This window comes from Mycobacterium malmoense, assembly GCF_019645855.1.
GTDB classification, from domain to species: domain Bacteria; phylum Actinomycetota; class Actinomycetes; order Mycobacteriales; family Mycobacteriaceae; genus Mycobacterium; species Mycobacterium malmoense.
Genome location: NZ_CP080999.1, coordinates 4,372,563 through 4,389,884, shown reverse-complemented (window position 1 = coordinate 4,389,884; position 17,322 = coordinate 4,372,563). Strand labels below are relative to the sequence as shown.

17 protein-coding genes, 1 tRNA gene and 2 pseudogenes are annotated in these 17,322 nt (G+C 64.9%); 10 read left to right on the top strand and 10 right to left on the bottom strand.

All coding sequences use genetic code 11. From position 1 onward, the window contains the following. Positions 1–9 precede the first annotated feature (9 nt). The 7 genes from K3U93_RS20110 to K3U93_RS20080 all read left to right on the top strand — a co-directional run bounded on the left by K3U93_RS20110 (position 10) and on the right by K3U93_RS20080 (position 7,062). Positions 10–738 carry an enoyl-CoA hydratase gene (locus tag K3U93_RS20110; protein ID WP_071510510.1) on the top strand — a complete coding sequence of 243 codons (729 nt, stop codon included), beginning with the start codon at positions 10–12 and terminating at the stop codon, positions 736–738. 5 nt (positions 739–743) lie between these two features. Further along, positions 744–1,859 (top strand): MBL fold metallo-hydrolase, encoded by a 1,116-nt coding sequence (locus tag K3U93_RS20105; protein WP_083011412.1) that lies wholly within the window; start codon positions 744–746, stop codon positions 1,857–1,859. A gap of 19 nt (positions 1,860–1,878) precedes the next feature. Further along, a complete protein-coding gene (locus tag K3U93_RS20100; protein ID WP_083011413.1) occupies positions 1,879–3,471 on the top strand; it encodes a serine hydrolase in 1,593 nt (530 codons plus the stop codon). Beyond that, positions 3,468–5,867 (top strand): cation-translocating P-type ATPase, encoded by a 2,400-nt coding sequence (locus K3U93_RS20095; protein WP_071510507.1) that lies wholly within the window; start codon positions 3,468–3,470, stop codon positions 5,865–5,867. Before K3U93_RS20100 ends, K3U93_RS20095 begins: the two co-directional genes overlap by 4 nt. Positions 5,868–5,910: 43 nt before the next feature. Then, on the top strand, positions 5,911–6,099 hold the full coding sequence (locus K3U93_RS20090) for an antitoxin (RefSeq protein WP_071510531.1): 189 nt from the start codon (positions 5,911–5,913) through the stop codon (positions 6,097–6,099). A gap of 4 nt (positions 6,100–6,103) precedes the next feature. Further along, positions 6,104–6,574 (top strand): type II toxin-antitoxin system Rv0910 family toxin, encoded by a 471-nt coding sequence (locus K3U93_RS20085; protein ID WP_083011414.1) that lies wholly within the window; start codon positions 6,104–6,106, stop codon positions 6,572–6,574. 62 nt (positions 6,575–6,636) lie between these two features. Further along, the gene (locus tag K3U93_RS20080) at positions 6,637–7,062 is read left to right on the top strand and encodes a hypothetical protein (RefSeq protein ID WP_071510505.1); all 426 of its coding nucleotides are present in this window, start codon (positions 6,637–6,639) and stop codon (positions 7,060–7,062) included. Between the two features lie 4 nt (positions 7,063–7,066). Here the strand turns inward: K3U93_RS20080 and K3U93_RS20075 are convergent, their stop codons facing one another. Then, entirely contained in the window at positions 7,067–7,543 is a 477-nt protein-coding gene (locus K3U93_RS20075) for a VOC family protein (protein ID WP_139797102.1), read from the bottom strand. A gap of 201 nt (positions 7,544–7,744) precedes the next feature. Next, positions 7,745–7,906, bottom strand: a pseudogene (locus tag K3U93_RS20070) (carotenoid oxygenase family protein); the annotation flags it as partial. Between the two features lie 502 nt (positions 7,907–8,408). Between K3U93_RS20070 and K3U93_RS20065 the strand changes: the two are divergent. After that, complete coding sequence (locus K3U93_RS20065) at positions 8,409–9,890, top strand: glycoside hydrolase family 183 protein (protein WP_083011415.1); 1,482 nt, start codon at positions 8,409–8,411, stop codon at positions 9,888–9,890. Between the two features lie 27 nt (positions 9,891–9,917). Here K3U93_RS20065 and K3U93_RS20060 read toward each other — a convergent pair whose 3' ends face one another. The 4 genes from K3U93_RS20060 to K3U93_RS20045 all read right to left on the bottom strand — a co-directional run bounded on the left by K3U93_RS20060 (position 9,918) and on the right by K3U93_RS20045 (position 13,601). Then, positions 9,918–11,108 carry an MFS transporter gene (locus K3U93_RS20060; RefSeq protein WP_420915428.1) on the bottom strand — a complete coding sequence of 397 codons (1,191 nt, stop codon included), beginning with the start codon at positions 11,106–11,108 and terminating at the stop codon, positions 9,918–9,920. Between the two features lie 483 nt (positions 11,109–11,591). Beyond that, on the bottom strand, positions 11,592–12,002 hold the full coding sequence (locus tag K3U93_RS20055) for a nitroreductase family deazaflavin-dependent oxidoreductase (RefSeq protein WP_230981484.1): 411 nt from the start codon (positions 12,000–12,002) through the stop codon (positions 11,592–11,594). A 532-nt stretch (positions 12,003–12,534) separates the two neighbouring features. Beyond that, the gene (locus tag K3U93_RS20050) at positions 12,535–13,113 is read right to left on the bottom strand and encodes a DUF6036 family nucleotidyltransferase (protein WP_230981473.1); all 579 of its coding nucleotides are present in this window, start codon (positions 13,111–13,113) and stop codon (positions 12,535–12,537) included. Further along, positions 13,113–13,601, bottom strand: a complete 489-nt coding sequence (locus tag K3U93_RS20045; protein ID WP_230981700.1) for a helix-turn-helix domain-containing protein — start codon at positions 13,599–13,601, stop codon at positions 13,113–13,115. The genes K3U93_RS20050 and K3U93_RS20045 overlap by 1 nt, the downstream gene beginning before the upstream one ends. 88 nt (positions 13,602–13,689) lie before the next feature. Here K3U93_RS20045 and K3U93_RS20040 point away from each other — a divergent pair. Further along, positions 13,690–13,800 (top strand): annotated as a pseudogene (locus K3U93_RS20040) (GNAT family N-acetyltransferase); the annotation flags it as partial. A gap of 136 nt (positions 13,801–13,936) precedes the next feature. On the opposite strand, the gene K3U93_RS20035 reads toward K3U93_RS20040, so the two are convergent. From K3U93_RS20035 to K3U93_RS20025, 3 genes are all read right to left on the bottom strand, one after another. Beyond that, positions 13,937–14,009, bottom strand: a tRNA-Arg gene (locus K3U93_RS20035). Positions 14,010–14,251: 242 nt separating this feature from the next. Continuing rightward, positions 14,252–14,467: a hypothetical protein gene (locus K3U93_RS20030; protein WP_230981471.1), complete on the bottom strand. Its 216-nt coding sequence runs from the start codon at positions 14,465–14,467 to the stop codon at positions 14,252–14,254. A gap of 184 nt (positions 14,468–14,651) precedes the next feature. Beyond that, complete coding sequence (locus K3U93_RS20025; protein WP_083011417.1) at positions 14,652–15,104, bottom strand: DUF5709 domain-containing protein; 453 nt, start codon at positions 15,102–15,104, stop codon at positions 14,652–14,654. Positions 15,105–15,465: 361 nt separating this feature from the next. Here K3U93_RS20025 and K3U93_RS20020 point away from each other — a divergent pair, with 361 nt between their 5' ends. After that, positions 15,466–16,401: a ribose-phosphate diphosphokinase gene (locus tag K3U93_RS20020; protein WP_139797097.1), complete on the top strand. Its 936-nt coding sequence runs from the start codon at positions 15,466–15,468 to the stop codon at positions 16,399–16,401. 86 nt (positions 16,402–16,487) lie between these two features. Here K3U93_RS20020 and K3U93_RS20015 read toward each other — a convergent pair whose 3' ends face one another. Continuing rightward, the gene (locus K3U93_RS20015; protein ID WP_083011466.1) at positions 16,488–17,312 is read right to left on the bottom strand and encodes an LLM class F420-dependent oxidoreductase; all 825 of its coding nucleotides are present in this window, start codon (positions 17,310–17,312) and stop codon (positions 16,488–16,490) included. Positions 17,313–17,322 lie beyond the last annotated feature (10 nt).

Genomic DNA, 17,322 nt, shown 5'->3' with positions numbered 1-17,322 from the left:
CTGGCCCTCATGATCGGTGTCACCCAGGCGGAAGCCGTCACGACCATTGAGCTGCAGCGCCCGGAGCGTCGCAACGCCCTGAATTCCCAGCTCGTCGACGAGCTGCGGGAGGCCGTGCTGAAAGCCGCCGCCGAAAATGCCCGGGCCGTGGTGCTCACCGGCCAGGGCACCGTGTTCTGCGCCGGCGCGGATCTCAGCGGCGACGCCTTCGCCGCCGACTATCCCGACCGGCTCATCGAGCTGCACAAGGCGATGGACGGGGCGCCGATGCCGATCATCGGCGCCATCAACGGGGCCGCCATCGGCGCCGGCCTGCAGCTGGCCATGCAATGCGACCTGCGGGTCGTCGCGCCGGAGGCGTTCTTCCAGTTCCCGACGTCGAAATATGGGCTAGCCCTTGATAATTGGAGCATTCGGCGACTGTCTTCGTTGGTCGGTCACGGACGGGCCCGCGCGATGCTGCTGGCCGCGGAGAAGCTGACCGCCGACGTGGCACTGCAGACCGGAATGGCCAACCGCATCGGGACACTGGCCGACGCCCAGGCCTGGGCCGCCGAGATCGCCGGCCTGGCGCCGCTGGCCATCCAGCATGCCAAGCGGGTGCTCAACGACGACGCCATCGAGGAGGCGTCACCGCAGCACAAAGAACTCTTCGACAAAGCCTGGGGCAGCCAGGATGTCATCGAAGCGCAGATTGCCCGCATGGAGAAGCGACAACCGAAGTTTCAGGGGGCCTGACAAGCATGCTGCGGGGGGCGCTGCGGCTGGCCGCCGGCACGGCCTCGCTGGCGGCCGGTGGATGGGCGTTGCGCGCGCTGCATGGCGCGCCGGCAGCGCTGGGCGCCGATCCCGCTTCGATCCGAGCGGTGGCGCAGAAATCGCCGAACTACTCCGACGGCAAGTTCGTCAACCTCGACCCGGCCACGTTCAACATGGACCGCGAGCAACTGCGGCTGATCGCGTGGGAATTCGTGGGTGGACGCGGCAGCGGCCGGCCGGCGGCGCCGATCCCGTTGGCCGCGCCGGAGATCGTCGAGCGTGACCCCAGCCGGCTCGCCGTCAGCTGGTTCGGTCACTCGACGGCGCTGCTGGAAATCGACGGCTACCGCGTGCTCACCGATCCGGTGTGGAGTAACCGATGCTCACCGTCGGACGTCGTCGGACCGCGGCGGCTGCATCCGCCGCCGGTGCAACTGGACGGGCTGCCCGCCGTCGATGCCGTGGTGATCAGCCACGACCATTACGACCACCTCGACGTCGACACCGTCCTCGCGCTGGCCCGCACCCAGCGGGCCCCGTTCGTCGTGCCGCTGGGAGTCGGTGCCCACCTGCGCGCGTGGGGCATCCCCGAGCGCCGCATCGTCGAGCTTGACTGGCATCAGAGCGCTCAAGTCGACGAGCTCACCCTGATTTGCGTGCCGGCACGGCACTTTTCGGGACGCTTCCTGGGCCGGAACACCACGCTGTGGGCATCGTGGGTCTTCCTTGGCCCGAGCCGCCGCGTGTATTTCGGCGGCGACACCGGCTACACCAAGAGCTTCACGCAGATCGGCGCCGACCACGGACCGTTCGACCTGACCCTGCTGCCCATCGGCGCCTACAACACGGCCTGGCCCGACATCCACATGAACCCCGAGGAGGCGGTTCGGGCGCACCTGGATATCACCGACTCGGGGTCGGGACTGCTGGTGCCCATCCATTGGGGCACCTTCCGGCTGGCCCCGCACCCGTGGGCGGAACCGGTCGAGCGCCTGCTCGCGGCCGCGACGCCGGCTCATGTGAATGTGGCGGTGCCCGCGCCCGGTCAACGCGTCGAACCCGCCGCGCCCCCGCGATTCAACCCGTGGTGGCGGCTCTAAACCACGCTAGAGTTCCGCCATGACGAAACGCGCCGCAACGGCCGCCGTCGTGCTGGCCTTGCTTGCGTCGACGGGATGCGGGCCGGCGCAACCGGTATCCGGCCCGCCGTCCGCACTGTCTAACGCACCGCCCAACGAGGTTTCGGGCGTGGACATTCCCCCGGGTCGCATCGACGATGCCATCTCCAAGGTCGACGGCCTGATCGGCAACCTGATGAAGGCCACCGGCATCCCGGGAATGGCCGTCGCCGTCGTCCGCGGCGGAAAGACGGTATATGCCAAGGGCTTCGGCATCAAAGACACGAGCAAGGGCGACGGCCAGGACAACAAGGTCAACGCCGACACCGTCTTCCAACTGGCCTCGGTGTCGAAATCGGTCGGCGCGACGGTGGTCGCGCACGAGGTCGGCGACAACGTCGTCACCTGGGACACGCCGGTGGTGTCCAAGCTGCCGTGGTTCGCGCTGGAGGATCCCTACGTCACCGGCCATGTGAGCATTGCCGACCTGTATTCGCATCGTTCCGGGCTGCCCGACCATGCCGGTGACAAGCTGGAGGATCTGGGCTACGACCGCCGCCAGTCGCTCGAACGGCTGAAGTACCTGCCGCTGTCGCCCTTTCGAATCAGCTACGCCTACACCAACTTCGGCGTGACCGCCGCGGCCGAGGCGGTGGCCGCCGCCGCGGGCAAACCGTGGGCCGACCTGTCCGACGAGGTGCTCTACCGCCCGCTGAGAATGGCGTCGACCAGTTCGCGGTTCGCCGATTTCATGGCCAGGCCCGACCGCGCCGTCAACCACGTCAGGGTCGGAGACAAATGGGAGCCGCGCTTCCAACGCGATCCCGATACACAGACGCCCGCGGGCGGCGTGAGCTCGTCGGTCAACGACATGGCGCACTGGCTAATCATGCTGCTGGGCAATGGAAGTTACGGCGGCCAGCGGATCGTGTCGCCGGAAGCCCTGCTGGCCGCCACCACCGCGCAGGTCGTCTCGGCGCCCGCGACCACGCCGAAGGCGCGTTCTGGCTTCTATGGCTACGGGTTCAACGTGTCGGTGACGTCGTCGGGGCGCACCGAATACAGTCATTCCGGCGCTTTCTCTTTGGGGGCGGCGACCAACTTTGTGGTGATGCCGTCCGAGGACCTGGCCATCATCGCACTGACCAATGCCGCGCCCATCGGTGTGCCCGAGACGCTGACCGCCGAATTCATGGATTTGGTGCAGTACGGCCAGATTCGCGAAGACTGGGCCAGCCTGTACAGGCAGGCGATCGGCTGGATGAACAACCCGGAAGGCTCGCTCGTCGGCAAGCAGCCCCCGGCCAACCCCACACCGGCCAGACCGCCGCGCGACTACGCCGGCGTATACGCCAACGACTACTGGGGTCCGGCCGTCGTAACCGAACGCGATGGTGCGCTGCAGCTCTCGCTCGGGCCGAAAAACCAGACCTTCGCCCTGATGCACTGGGACGGCAATACCTTCACATTCCCGCTGACGAACGAAAACGCCCCGCCTGGGACGATTTCCAAGGCCGTCTTCGCCGGGTTCCCCCGCGCCACGCTGAATCTGGAGTACTTCGATTCGGACAAGCTGGGAACCTTCACCCGATGACCGTCGCTAACACGCTAGGCCTGACCGATGCGGAGGTGGCGCGGCGGGTAACCGAGGGCAAGAGCAACGCCGTTCCGCAGCGCGCCGCGCGCAGCATCGCGGAGATCGTTCGGGCCAACGTCTTCACCCGGATCAACGCGATCCTGGGCGTGCTGCTGATCATTGTGTTGGCGACGGGCTCGGTGATCAATGGGCTGTTCGGGCTGCTCATCGTCGCCAACAGCGTCATCGGCATGGTCCAGGAGATCCGGGCCAAGCAGACGCTCGACAAGCTGGCGATCGTCGGGCAGGCGAAACCGTTGGTGCGCAGGCGATCCGGGACTCGAACGCTGATGCCCAGCGAGGTGGTGCTCGACGACGTCATCGAGCTCGGCCCGGGGGATCAGGTCGTCGTCGACGGCGAGATCCTCGAGGAAGAGAACTTGGAGATCGACGAATCGCTGCTGACCGGCGAGGCGGACCTGATCGCCAAGGCCCCCGGCGACGCGGTGATGTCGGGCAGCTTCGTCGTCGCCGGCACCGGCGCCTACCGCGCCACCAAGGTCGGCCCGGACGCGTACGCGGCCAAGCTCGCCGAGGAGGCCAGCAAGTTCACCCTGGTCAAATCCGAACTGCGCCATGGTATTAACCGCATTCTGCAGTTCATCACCTATCTATTGGTGCCGGCCGGTCTGCTGACGATCTACACCCAGTTGTTCACCACGCACGCCGGCTGGCGGCAGTCCGTGCTGCGGATGGTCGGGGCGCTGGTGCCCATGGTGCCCGAAGGCCTGGTGCTGTTGACGTCGATCGCGTTCGCGGTCGGGGTCATCCGGCTCGGTCAACGCCAATGCCTGGTCCAGGAGCTGCCCGCGATCGAGGGATTGGCCCGGGTCGACGTGGTTTGCGTCGACAAGACCGGCACCCTGACCGAAAACGGCATGCGGGTTGCCGACGTCTTCGAGGTCGGGGCGCGGGCCGCGCAGTCCGAAACCGTCGCCGACGTGCTGGCGGCGCTGGCCACGGCCGACGCGCGGCCCAACGCCAGCATGCAGGCGATCGCCGACACCTACGACCAGCCGCCCGGCTGGATCGCCACCGCCACCGCGCCTTTCAAGTCGGCCACCAAGTGGAGCGGCGTGTCCTACCGCGATCACGGCGACTGGGTGATCGGCGCGCCGGACGTGCTGCTCGACCCGGCATCGGCGGTCGCCGAACGGGCCGAGCGGATCGGGGCCCAAGGGCTGCGGGTGCTGCTGTTGGGTCGCGGCGAGGTGGCCGTGGATCGCCCGGACGCACCGGGCCGGGTCACCCCCATCGCCCTGGTAGTACTCGAGCAGAAAGTCCGTCCCGACGCCCGCGACACACTGGATTATTTTGCTACCCAGGGCGTTTCGGTCAAGGTGATCTCCGGCGACAACGCGGTCTCGGTCGGCGCCATCGCCGGCAAGCTCGGACTGCGCGGCGAGACGATGGATGCGCGTCAACTCCCCACCGACCCAGCCGAACTGGCCGACGCGCTGGACTGCCACACCACCTTCGGCCGGGTGCGGCCCGAACAGAAGCGCGCCATCGTGCACGCCCTGCAATCGCACGGCCACACCGTCGCGATGACCGGCGACGGCGTCAACGACGTGCTGGCCCTCAAGGACGCCGACATCGGTGTCGCGATGGGCGCGGGCAGCCCGGCGTCGCGCGCGGTGGCGCAAATCGTGTTGCTGGACAACAGGTTTGCCACGCTACCGTATGTCGTCGGCGAGGGCCGGCGGGTGATCGGAAACATCGAGCGGGTCGCCAACCTGTTCTTGACCAAGACGGTGTACTCGGTGCTGCTCGCGCTGTTTGTGGGCACCGAATGCCTGTTTGCCAAACCGCTCAAGGCCGACCCGCTGCTGTATCCGTTCCAGCCGATCCACGTCACGATCGCGGCGTGGTTCACCATCGGTATTCCGTCGTTCATCCTGTCGCTGGCACCCAACAACGAACGCGCCCACCCGGGCTTCGTGCGGCGGGTGCTGACCTCGGCGCTGCCGTCCGGACTTGTCGCCGGTGTCGCCACGTTCGTCTCCTACCTGGTGGCCTACCACGGCCGCCACGCCACGTTCCAGCAACAGGATCAGGCGTCGACCGCTGCGCTGATCACGTTGCTGGTGACCGCGCTATGGGTGCTCGCGGTGGTGGCGCGCCCCTACCAGTGGTGGCGGGTGGCGCTGGTGGTTGCCTCCGGCCTGGCCTACGTGGTGATCTTCAGCATCCCGCTGGCCCAGCAGAAGTTCCTGCTCGACCCGTCGAATATGGTGGTGACCTCGACCGCGCTGGGGATCGGTGTGGCGGGGGCCGCGGCGATCGAGGCAACCTGGTGGATCCGGGCCAAGATGCTGGGCGTCCGGCCGCGGTTGTGGGCACCGACAAGTTAGGCTTTGACCAGCAAAGCAACATCTGCGGGAAGGGGGCTGGCGCGTGGGATTCCTGGACAAGGCGAAAGACCTGTTGGCGCAGAACGCCGACAAGGTCGAGACCGCGATCGACAAGGCCGGCGAGTTCGTCGACGGCAAGACGAAGGGCAAGTACTCCGACACCATCCACAAGGTGCAGGAGGAGGCGAAGAAGGCCGCTGAGTCTGCTGGCCCCGGCGACCAGCAGAACTGAGCGCATGGCGAAACTCTCCGGATCCATCGACGTACCCCTGCCCCCCGAGGTCGCCTGGAAGCATGCCTCCGACCTCTCTCGGTACAGGGAATGGCTGACGATCCACCGGGTGTGGCGCAGCACGTTGCCCGACGAGATCGAGAAGGGGACGGTCATCGAATCGATCGTCGAGGTCAAGGGCATGCTCAACCGGATCAGATGGACGGTCGTGCACTACAAGCCGCCGCAAGGCATGACACTCAACGGCGACGGTGTCGGCGGAGTCAAGGTCAAGCTGATGGCCAAGATCCAGCCCAAAGACGAGGGCTCCGTCGTCGGGTTCGACGTACATCTGGGCGGCCCGGCGCTGTTCGGGCCGATCGGCATGATCGTTGCCGCGGCGCTGCGAAGCGACATCAATGAATCGCTGCACAACTTTGTCAGGGTGTTCACGGCCCCCGACCCACAGATGAACGGAGATGGTGGCCGGCGGTGAGTTTCCGGCTCGCTGCCGTTCGGTCACACGGGCCCGGACCCGCGTCGGCTAACCTCGCAACCATGACTCGCCGGCTGCGCTCTGGTTGGCTGGTGGCGTTTTTCGCCCTGCTCATCTCGGCCAGCGCCTGGATGCCGTGGCTGACGACGGCGGTCAATGGCGGGGGCTGGTCCAACGCCATCGGAGGCACCCACGGCAGCCTGGAGCTGCCGCCGGGGTTCGGTGCGGGCCAGCTCATCGTGTTGCTGTCCTCGACGCTGCTGGTGGCCGGGGCGATGGTGGGCCGCGGCCTGTCGGTGAAGCTCGCTTCTGTTGCCGCGCTCGTCATTTCGCTGCTGATCGTGGCGCTCACACTGTGGTACTACCGGCTCAACGTCAGCCCGCCGGTGTCGGCGCAATACGGGCTCTACGTCGGCGCCGTCGCTGCCGTCTGCGCCGTGGCATGCTCGGTTGCGGCAGTGATCGCGGCGGTGGTTTCCGGCCGGTGAGGTTTCAGGCCGGCGGGAACTCGTGTCTGCCTGACGTGTCCTCGGGCTCGTTGACGCCGAACACAAAGGGCGCGAACACGACTTCGCGGCCGTCGGGGTCGCGATAGGTGACCGCACCCGTCGCCTCCCAGTAGGGGTGCTGCTCCACGGGTGCCAGCCCCGCCGCCTGAAAGCGCGCGATCGCGGCTTGCCGTGCCTGCCTGTCGGGAAAGTACAGGCACAGCTGTTCGTGGTGATCGACGGCGACGGTGTCGACGGCCTCCACGATTTCGAGCGTCAGGTTCCAACTGGGCAGGCCGAATATGGCGCCGTTGCTGCCGTAGCTGGCCTCGAACGTTTCGTAGAGCGGCAGCCCCACCAGCTCACGGTAAAACCGCACTGTTTCTTCGAAGTTCGACGAGCGGCGAGCGAAGCGGATGGCCCCGATCGACGCCAGCCGCGCGGGCCAGTGCGTTGTCCGATGACGCTTTTCGTTGTCCACTGCTACCCCGATTCGCCGAGCCTGTAATTCTGCAGACCGCCACTCGTACTTATGCTGCCGGATTACAGGCTCGGCGATCCACCCGGCCCGATGGCGCTCGCCGCCGACTCGGCGAATGCCGGCGCGGCAACCGCGCGCCGCGCACCCACGCCGAATGCGTGCCGCTGAAAGTACGTTCGGGCTACTGGAGTTTGCACGCCGGCCATCCGTGCGCACAAAGCGGTTGTGGTAGAAGGCTTTTCCGTCGCGGAAGCCGACCATGTCCAGCATGCCGTCACCATCGAACGGGTGATAGGTCTTCAACGCCGGGTGTGGCCGATTCTCGGTGTTGCGCAGACAGATGCCGTCCAGGCCGTGCGGCACGGTACTCCTGGATGACGTGCCCATCCGGCGAGCCGGTCCGGTTGCCGGGGCGCAGGCAAAAGGGCGGCCCCGTCGGCTCTCGGGCTGAACCGACGGGACCTGGATAAGTGCGCCGGCCGGCCGACGCACCCACCTCTGTTGAAACATTGCCACCGGCAGCGGTGGACAAACATGCCGGCTCTTAGCTAACGCAGTCGTAGCGGCTCCCTGGGGTGCCAACGTGGCCGGCCGCAGCCTTCTACGAGGTGGGCAAACCGCCGCACGTGACCGTCCTGTGACCCAAGCGAGTGATGGGGGCGGGGGGCCTATGGGCCCAACAGCGGGGCCGGGAGCGCCGGCGCTCCCGCGCGCGCATTTCCCGTGAAAACTCTCGATTGCGACACGGTCTCGGATGCATACCTATTGCCGAATCAGTGGTCACAGCAGCCTCGTAAATCACTATCGTCACATGAGCCAACTGCGGACGTCAATGCGGCGGCCTGCTCCTGGAAAGGTGTGACATTTGTCGGCGATTCCTCGGACCGTATCGCTATCGGTGGCGTCGGTGGCTGCTATCGCATTCATTGGTGCGGTCGGCCTCGCGCCGTCGGCGAACGCCACGCCTTGCGGCGCGCCCGAAGCGAACGTGGATCCTCCCGCGGCACCCCCAGCGATGCCCGCACCCCAGCCCGTCGTCCAACCACCGACCGGGCGCAGGCCCTCCAATACGAATGACCGCGCGCCGCTGCCCAAGCTGGGTCCGCTGATCTCTTCTTTGATCAGGCCGGGATCGCCGGGTACTCGATACTCCGCGCCGATACAACCTCAGGCGGGAGTAGTACCGCCGCCCGGGCCCAATCCGCCCGCGCCCGGCATCCCGCAGTCCCCGAACGCTACTCAGTTACAGCCGAACGCCGCACCGGTTCCGCCGCAGCCGGCACCGCCGCCGCCCGCCTCGATCGCGGGGGCACCGACATCGCTCGTCGACTGGGTGACCGGACCGAACGGTCCGAATAAGACCCTGCAACGTTTCGGTATCTCCGGGACAGACCTCGGAATCGCCTGGGACAATGGCGATCCCGCCAACCATCAGATCCTCATGGCCTTTGGTGACACATTCGGCTACTGCAAGGTCCACGGTCAAGAATGGCGATACAACGTCCTGTTCCGCAGTTCCGACCATGATTTGTCGCACGGAATCCACGTGGCCGACGGGGTGCCCAACGACAAGTACTCGGGCTCACCGGTGTGGACAAACGGCCTGTCCAAACAGGTGGTCAACACCATCCACAAGGCGTCGCACGAGACGGGAATCATTCCGACCGCCGCGATCTCCCTCGGCAGAACCCAGTACATGAGCTACATGTCGATCCGGCAATGGGGTCGCGATGGCGAATGGACGACAAACTACTCCGCGATCGCCAGGTCCAACGACAACGGACAGAACTGGGGGATCTTCCCCACCAGTATCCGCACGGCTTCGGCGGATGCCATCCCGGGAGCCGGGTTCACGCCGGGGAACGAGAATTTCCAGATGGGCGCCTTCATGAAGGGTAACGACGGCTACCTCTACCAGTTCGGAACTCCGTCCGGGCGCGGCGGTGCGGCCTTTCTGTCGCGAGTTACCCCGAATCAGCTGCCGGACTTGACCAAGTACCAGTACTGGAATGGCGACGATGGCGGGCGCTGGGTCCCGGCCAATCCGGGGGCCGCGACGCCGATTTTTCCGGCTCCCGTGGGCGAAATGTCGGCCCAATACAACAACTATCTCAAGCAGTACCTGGTGCTGTATACCAACGGTGGCAGCAACGACGTCGTGGCCAGGACTGCGCCGACCCCTCAGGGACCGTGGAGCCCGGAGCAACCGCTCGTGTCGTCGTTCCAGATGCCCGGTGGCATCTACGCGCCGATGATCCATCCCTGGTCGTCTGGTCGGGACCTGTACTTCAACCTGTCGCTGTGGTCGGCATACGACGTGATGTTGATGCATACCGTGCTGCCATAGTGCCCCGGCCGCAACTCAAACTTGTTTCTAGCCAACGTTGCCCATTGAATCCAGAAACTCCTCAATGACTTCTTCGGTTTCTTGGACGCGGCGCTCATCCACCTGCACGATGAGCCGGTGCGTGGTAGCGAGCACCACCAATCCAAGGAGTACCGCGGCCGCGCCGACGTAGAACGCCGAGGAATGACCATAGTGCCTGGCCGCAATACCGGCCACCCACGGCGCGACACCTCCACCGATGAATCGCACGAAATTGTAAGCGGCAGAAGCAGTTGGACCGGGCACCTGCGCCACATGCATCGCAGTGCCAGTCAGCAAGGTATTGTTCATTCCGATGAGCGCCCCGCTGGCGATCACGCAGATCATGATGATTCGCGGGCGCTCAATCCAGTAGCCGATTGCGGCGACATCCACTGATATGAGAAGCATTGTGAGATAGAGCGATCTCGCGGTGCCTATGCGCCGCTGAGCCCACGGCGCGCAGAAGGCCGAGAAGATCGCGATGAGTACTCCCCAGCCAAAGAATACGAATCCGAGTTCGTGTGCTGTGATCTTCATGGGGTAAGGGGCATAGCTGATGACGATGAAGAGGCCACAGTTGTACAGCAGCGCGGCGATTGATGTGGTGAGCAACCCGCGGTGACGAAGTGCCTTGATGGGGTCTGAGACCGAGACGCGTTCCGCCGGATGCACGGTCGGTGCGACCAGGGTGATGACACAGATTAAGCCGATCGCCATGAGGGTGGAGACGCCGAAGAATGGTAGACGCCAACTGATTTCGCCCAGGAAGCCGCCAATCACCGGCCCGAGCGCGATACCAATGCCAAGGGCGGCCTCGTAGAGCACGATCGCGCCCACGATTCCACCGCTGGATGCTCCGACAATGACGGCCAGTGCGGTCGCGATAAATAGCGCATGCCCGAGACCCCATCCGGCGCGAAAGCCAATAATGCCGTCGAGCCCGTGCGAAGCACCCGCGAGTCCGCTAAACACGGCGGTGAGGAGCAATCCGACAACGAGTGTCCTCTTGGCGCCAATCCGGAACGAGACCCAGCCGGTAGCCAGCATCGTAACAGCGGTCACCGATAGGTAACTCGTAAACAACAGCGACATCTGCGCTGGAGTTGCGTGCAGCCGGCTAGCCATCGTTGGCAGGATCGGGCTCACCAACCCGGAACCCATGAACGAGACCCCACAGGCAAATGCGACGGCCCACACCGATTTCGGCTGTCGCAAAAAGCTGTGCCGGCGGAGTGGCTCATCCACTGACGCACCGCTCAACTTAGTTGTGTCCCGTGCCGGCGAACATCGCCACGGCTACTGCAGCCAAGCGAGCGGTAAACCTCACCATTTGAAGTTACCGTAACTAACAGGGTTCATGCTGTTTCGACGCGACGGCGCGAACTGGATCGAGACCGAGCTGACGACGAGACACCCCCAGCACAGCGGCCTTGATGCTGTGCGGTGAAGGCTTGCGAATCGCACAGTCAGCGAGGAAGTCGGGAATCAGCCCGGTTAGGTGAGGGTCGACGACGTTTGGCGGTCGGCTCCAGGCACGGTCCTAAGCGTCGCAGCTGTTCGTGGGTATCAGAGAGTTACCGGTAAAGTACGCCATATCTCTAATTACGTTGTCTCACAGCATGTGTGGACTGAGATTGACTTCGGGAGATCAGTTCTGCGGTGCGCAGCGTCTTATCGCAATCAGGCGAGCTTCACATGCAGATATTGCGCAATGCCTAGGCGCTCAAAGGTCCGCCGCCGCCTCGGCGAGAGCATTGGCAAGGCCGTCGCCGCGTTGATCAGTTCGGGTTCGGTTACGTCGTGGGTCTCGCCCTTGGCCGATACCGTGGCCTGCCCAGCGGCAAGCACGTTCTGCAGCCAGTCCACTTGGGTCCCGTAGCCCAGCGGAATGATGAACCCGTCCTGCGTACGCTCTGCCCCAACCGGCGTCGAATATTGCTTGCCTGACTTTCTGCCAGTATGCCGGATAGCCGCGGCGTACGAGTTTTTTCGCCCGGCAAGCAAGCCCATGAGCGGGTTGAGCAAGTACTTGTTCGAAGTACGAACCACACGCAGTAGCGGAACGGGCCAGGTCCCTGGTGCAAGCGCCACGTCGCTGACGATACTCGCCTGTCGACCACGGTTCGACGACAGCCATTTCGGGCCCCGCTCGACACCGGGCAGATGCTGTGGACTTGGCGGCCAACTCCTGTCGGCGTCGTCTGGAAACTGACCCCGTGTCGACGTCGGAAAGGGGTCAATTTTCGGCCGCCGTTGACAATTCCGAGCGATGGCGCCTCGCGGCTCGGGTGAGTTCGACTGCCTCATGGCCCGTGAATCGCAGTTCCGCAGATTTGGACGTCAGCAAACAACCATTCCGCAGACCGACTCGCCATGTCCAGCTACACCGCTGGCTGACTCGACCAGCAGTCGAGGCTCCTCGCTCACCTCATCTCGGCTCGTTCGTTGCCTCGCCCGGGGAGGAATACAGCGGGATCGAATATGGCGGGGTTACCAGTACATGCGAAATACGGTGCGGGACAGCGTGTTGCTTGCCGCACCGGTGCGTCGGTGTTGACGACGTGCTTGCGCGGCGCTACGCCGTTGATGTGGAAGCGGTGGCAGACCACCGGTGCCGAGGAACTCAGGCGAGGCACCCGAAACAGGATGACCCCGTGTGAAGTCCGTCGATATCGCGGAGATGCTCGTGGCGGTCGGGTACGGTCGCGAGGCGGGTAGCGATCACCTGCGAGTTAACAAGGCCGGCGGTGATCAGTGCGTCGACGAAGTTCTGGTCCTTCTCTCGCAGGACACACAGTTTCGCAACACACAAGTCTTCCTTGTCGAGGCACCATCCGATGAATTGCGGTTCGCCCGATGGTGCGGCGGTGTTCTCGTTCTGGACTTTGACCAGGCGATCGCGCCATCCGTCGGGCAGTGCCGAGGTCTGCAGGTCTACGGCGTCGATACTGAAGCCGTGAAGCTGTTCAAACGGGGAGAATTCGCCTGCTGCTCCTTCGATTCCGTCTGCAAGACGGGCGATTTCACCGGTGTCGTCAGCGATCGGTAGAACGTCGATTTCCACCGACCTGGTGGCGTAGAAGGGCAGCTGATCTTCGGTGTAGGTGCCGAGGATCGCTTGGGAGCCGACGATGATCACTTCAGTCAGACCGGCGATTTGGCAGGCAGTCCGGATAGCGTGCTCAAGCTGGTCGCGCCGCATCAGCGCACCGTGCGCAGAACGCGGATGCGCTCCGCCTCGGGGAGCAGCCCACCCATCGGTGAGACTTCGCGCATCTCGATGCAATCGCGGCCGAGTCCAGTAAGGACGCGATGAAGGCCGGGTACGTCGCCGTCTCTCATGAGTGATTCCCAGCGGTCGAGGTTTCTCATGTGCGGCTGTCCGGTGACATCGGACCGCAATCGTCGCAGGTTGCGCTCGATCGTGGGTTGCCATTGTGTGAGAGTCGACCGCGTCAGGTGTCTGGCCAGCTCGCGGTGCAGTTTCCACGAGCGGCGTTCGGAACGTGTCAGCTGGGGAGTGACTGGTTGGCGGGTGATTTCGAGTCGGTACCCCATGCAGGACAACAGTCGGTCGAGCTGCTCATCGCTGAGTTCAACCTTGTCCGAGAGGAACTGGCTGATGCTCGGCTGGTGCACACCGCTGAGCCGAGACAACTCGGACTGGGTGGTGCCTGTTTCGTGCATCACCGTCCGCAATACGTCACTCCGACCGCTCATGCCCAACTATAGCATCATATACTATAGGCAGGCGGCGGGGGCGTTTTGTGTCGTGCCGCACGATGAGGCCCGCGCGTTCTACGCCCACTTCGAGTTCGAGGTCTCTCCGACCGATCCGCTGCATCCGATGCTGGTTATGAAAGACGCTCGTGCGCTCATCCGCGGCTGATGCTACGCGATTGACTATCGCCCGCCAGGCTGCGTCATCTGATGCCAAACAATCACCGACCACAGCACCGGCCGGAGCAAGCCACGGCTAGTCAGCAGACACCTAAAAACCATCGCTGACCTGCGTAAACATCGAGTGCCCCCGGCAGGATTCGAACCTGCGACACCGGCTTTAGGAGAGCCGTGCTCTATCCCCTGAGCTACGAGGGCGAGGGACGTCTTCGAATACTGCCATGCGGTGTCCTGGGCGTCCTAACGCCGTGCCGGGTCACAGGCCCGAGATCGGGCCGGTCGTCCCAGTGCGGCTGACGTGAGTGTAGCTGGCGGGGCAAAGCGACATGAAGCGTGGACGTGAACGGGGTCGCTTGGCAGATGTTCGGGGGCTCGCACTGGGTCCTCTTAAATGCGGGCGATCGCGTTGCGGCCCAAGGCGAATCGTGTCTGGGCCGGACTCATTGCCATTTGAGCTCGTCGTCCAGGGGTTGCGCTTGTTCGTCACGCTGGACCGCGGGGCGGGTATCGATCGTGACCTCTTGCCAGTACACCGGACTGTAGAGGTGAATGTCGTTGCCGCTGACGATCTTTAGCACACCGCCCGTGAGTACTTCGTAGGTGGCGTCGTCCGGGTATTCGTCATCCTCATCGTGGCCTTCAAGTTGGATCCACATCTTCATATAAAAGCAATCCTCCGCATTGGCCGATCGAGATTGAGGCTACCGGCGTGCTGGCGAGATGCGGAGTCGGGGCATCCACGACCGCTGGCCAGCTGGCCTGGTGGGCTATGTCACCTCCCCGCACGGCCGACGTGTTGAACGAGCCCGGTCGGCCGACGGGTGAACTTGCGAGTTTTGGTCACTGCCCGTCTTCGATGATGTGAACCGCGGCCTCCTCGGCGGAGGCCGCACCGCCGCTGATACCTACGTCCTCGGCGACCAATTCCGCCTCGGCATCTTCACCAAATCCCTCGTCCGGCGCGACAAGCCGGCCGGCTCGCGCCCGGCCAACCTCACGCCGCTGGGGAAATTCGGCTTCGCGCTCGGCTTCGTCAGAGCGCTGCCGCTCGGCCTCATCGAGCGGAACATCGATCCGCGATGCGGGGTCCGGCTCTTCCTCCGCAAGCAGCTCGTCCATGGTTTCGGACGGCCCGAAGGCGCCACGCCCGTATGGTTGCTCGGGCGGCGAGTACCCCTCGTCGAGGATGTCGTCGACGCCGCGGTCGGTGAGGGTGTCCTCTGGCTGAAGCTGGTTGTCGTCCTCGGCGCTGTATTCGCCTGCCGCCGGGCCGCTGCCGTAGTGAGTATTCATGATTTGCTCCCCAGGTAGTGTCGGTGACTGGCGATTGCGTGTTTCTCCCACGACATAGCGGGCATTATGCACTCCTGAATCGTGACGGGCAGACCAACCATAAAGACGGCGATGTCGCCCGGCCTAGGGCCATTCGTCCCTTCACCCGACGACGTTGGACCAGCGAACTGTGGACGACCCCGCGCCCGCGCGTGCTCGACTTCGCTTGCGGCGCTTGAATAAACAGCGTAAACGTGCCCTTCTACGGTGACCGATCCCTCGGCCCGACACCGAATCGGTGTGACCGTCGAAGGCGATCTGTCCGAAGTGTTGGCAACATGGACCCTGTGCGGCGAGAAAAAGGCGAGGGAAAAGGTGTCCGATGACCGTTCTGCGAATCGTCTCCGGTAGCGCCAATCCGGTTCTGGCCAGTGCCATCGCCAACTATCTGGGCGTGGAGCCCGGTGGCGGCTCACCACAGCGATATCCGGATGGGGAGCTTCGTCCGAGTATCGAAAATGCGTGTGGCTCAGATGTTTACGTCATCCAGCCGACATCGCCACCGGTCAACGAGCACCTCGTCGAACTGCTGTTGCTGCTTGACGCGTGCCGCCGGGCCCGCGCGGCGCGGGTGACCGCGGTGGTGCCGTACTTCGGCTACGCCCGCCAGGACCGGCGTACCAAACCGGGTCAGGCCCTCGGCTCAGCAGTTGTGGCGGATGCGATCGCCGCCGCGGGCGCCGATCGGCTCGTCGTTGTCGACCCGCACACGCCGTCCTTGGAGGCCGCGTGCCGCATCCCGGTGGAAACGCTGTCCGCCGTCCCGGTCCTGTCGGGCGAGCTCGCCGGCGAGCTGCCGGAGGGGGCGGTGGTCGTCGCCCCCGACCTGGGCGCGGTCAAGCTGGCCGAACGGTATGCGACGGTGCTGCACGGCCCGGTCGCGGTGGTGCGTAAACAACGCGAAAGTGGTTCGGCTGTCGCCGCGTTGGACATCGCCGGCGACGTGCGCGGCCGCCCGGCGGTGATCGTCGACGACATGATCACCACCGGGGCCACCATCGAAGCCGCGGTCGGATTGCTCCGCGCGCGCGGGGTCGCGCCGGACATTGTCGTGGCCGCGACCCATGGGCTTCTGGTTCACGCCGCCGCCGGCCGCCTGCGTGAGCTTGACCTGCGTGGAGTGCTCGTCACCGACACCGTTGCGGTCCAGACGGCGGGAACGTCGATCCGGGTCTGCTCTGTCGCGGCCACGCTGGCCGACGTGATCGCCTGCCTGCACGCCGACGAGCCCCTGCATGAGCCGCCCGGCCCGCGATGAGCGGGACCGCTAGGGATCACCCGTCGTCGATGGTGACCGGTCGTCGACGATCAGCCAAGACGCTCGATCTCGACGGCAGCAACCGGTCAGCGCAGCTCCGCGATCACCTTTGCAAAGTTGTCGATGTGGTTGTCCTGCACCGTAAAGGACGTGACTCCGTACTTTTCGCGGTATCCGGACAACGTGTCGGCCATCTCGCGGGGAGATCCGCTGAGCACCGACGGCATGGACAGTAACTGCTCGTCGGACAGTTCCGGTGCGTAGCTGCGGGTCAGCTTCAGGTCGGGGGCGGTCTCGCCGTCACGTGGCATCGCCGTGATCGCCAGGTTCAGCTCCAGCGGGTCAAACCGATCCGGCGCGGCCTTGCGAACGAAGTCGATGCGTTCGGCGAACGGATCGTCGACGTCGCGTACCTTGGAGCCGGTCAGTCCGATGATGTCGGCGTACCGGGCGGCCAGGGTCAGCACCCGATCGCCGTTGCCGGCGATGAGGATCGGAACCGTCGGGTGATGCTCTTTCAAATACGTCGTCATGTGTTCGAGGTAGTCGACCCGGGCTCCGGCGCTGGGGTACGGCAGCTCGGCGGCCTCGAATTCTTCCCGAACGTAACCGGTGCCGAGCCCGACCTCGGCGCGGCCGCCGCTGAGCATGTCTAGCGCCTGAAGGTCCCTGCTGAGCAAGGCCGGCTTGTAGAAGGCGGCGTTGAGCACATACATGCTCAACCGCATCCGCGTGGTCACCATCGCGACCGCGGTCAGCGTCGGAAACGGTGCCGCCGCGCCCAAATGGTCGGGCACACACAGAACGTCGAATCCAAGATCTTCCGCCCGCTTGGCCTTGTCCTCTAGCGCCGCGCGCGATTTGAAGAAGCGGACGCTTAGCGCAAACCGAAAATCCTTGACCACCAACAACCTCCGTTCA

Excerpts from the sequence above, each read along its gene's own strand:
- K3U93_RS20030 (WP_230981471.1), bottom strand. The coding sequence starts at position 14,467 with ATGTGGATCCAACTTGAAGGCCACGATGAGGATGACGAATACCCGGAC.
- K3U93_RS20110 (WP_071510510.1), top strand. The coding sequence starts at position 10 with ATGATCGGTGTCACCCAGGCGGAAGCCGTCACGACCATTGAGCTGCAG.
- K3U93_RS20085 (WP_083011414.1), top strand. The coding sequence starts at position 6,104 with ATGGCGAAACTCTCCGGATCCATCGACGTACCCCTGCCCCCCGAGGTC.
- K3U93_RS20095 (WP_071510507.1), top strand. The coding sequence starts at position 3,468 with ATGACCGTCGCTAACACGCTAGGCCTGACCGATGCGGAGGTGGCGCGG.
- K3U93_RS20105 (WP_083011412.1), top strand. The coding sequence starts at position 744 with ATGCTGCGGGGGGCGCTGCGGCTGGCCGCCGGCACGGCCTCGCTGGCG.
- K3U93_RS20020 (WP_139797097.1), top strand. The coding sequence starts at position 15,466 with ATGACCGTTCTGCGAATCGTCTCCGGTAGCGCCAATCCGGTTCTGGCC.
- K3U93_RS20050 (WP_230981473.1), bottom strand. The coding sequence starts at position 13,113 with ATGCGGCGCGACCAGCTTGAGCACGCTATCCGGACTGCCTGCCAAATC.
- K3U93_RS20080 (WP_071510505.1), top strand. The coding sequence starts at position 6,637 with ATGACTCGCCGGCTGCGCTCTGGTTGGCTGGTGGCGTTTTTCGCCCTG.
- K3U93_RS20100 (WP_083011413.1), top strand. The coding sequence starts at position 1,879 with ATGACGAAACGCGCCGCAACGGCCGCCGTCGTGCTGGCCTTGCTTGCG.
- K3U93_RS20025 (WP_083011417.1), bottom strand. The coding sequence starts at position 15,104 with ATGAATACTCACTACGGCAGCGGCCCGGCGGCAGGCGAATACAGCGCC.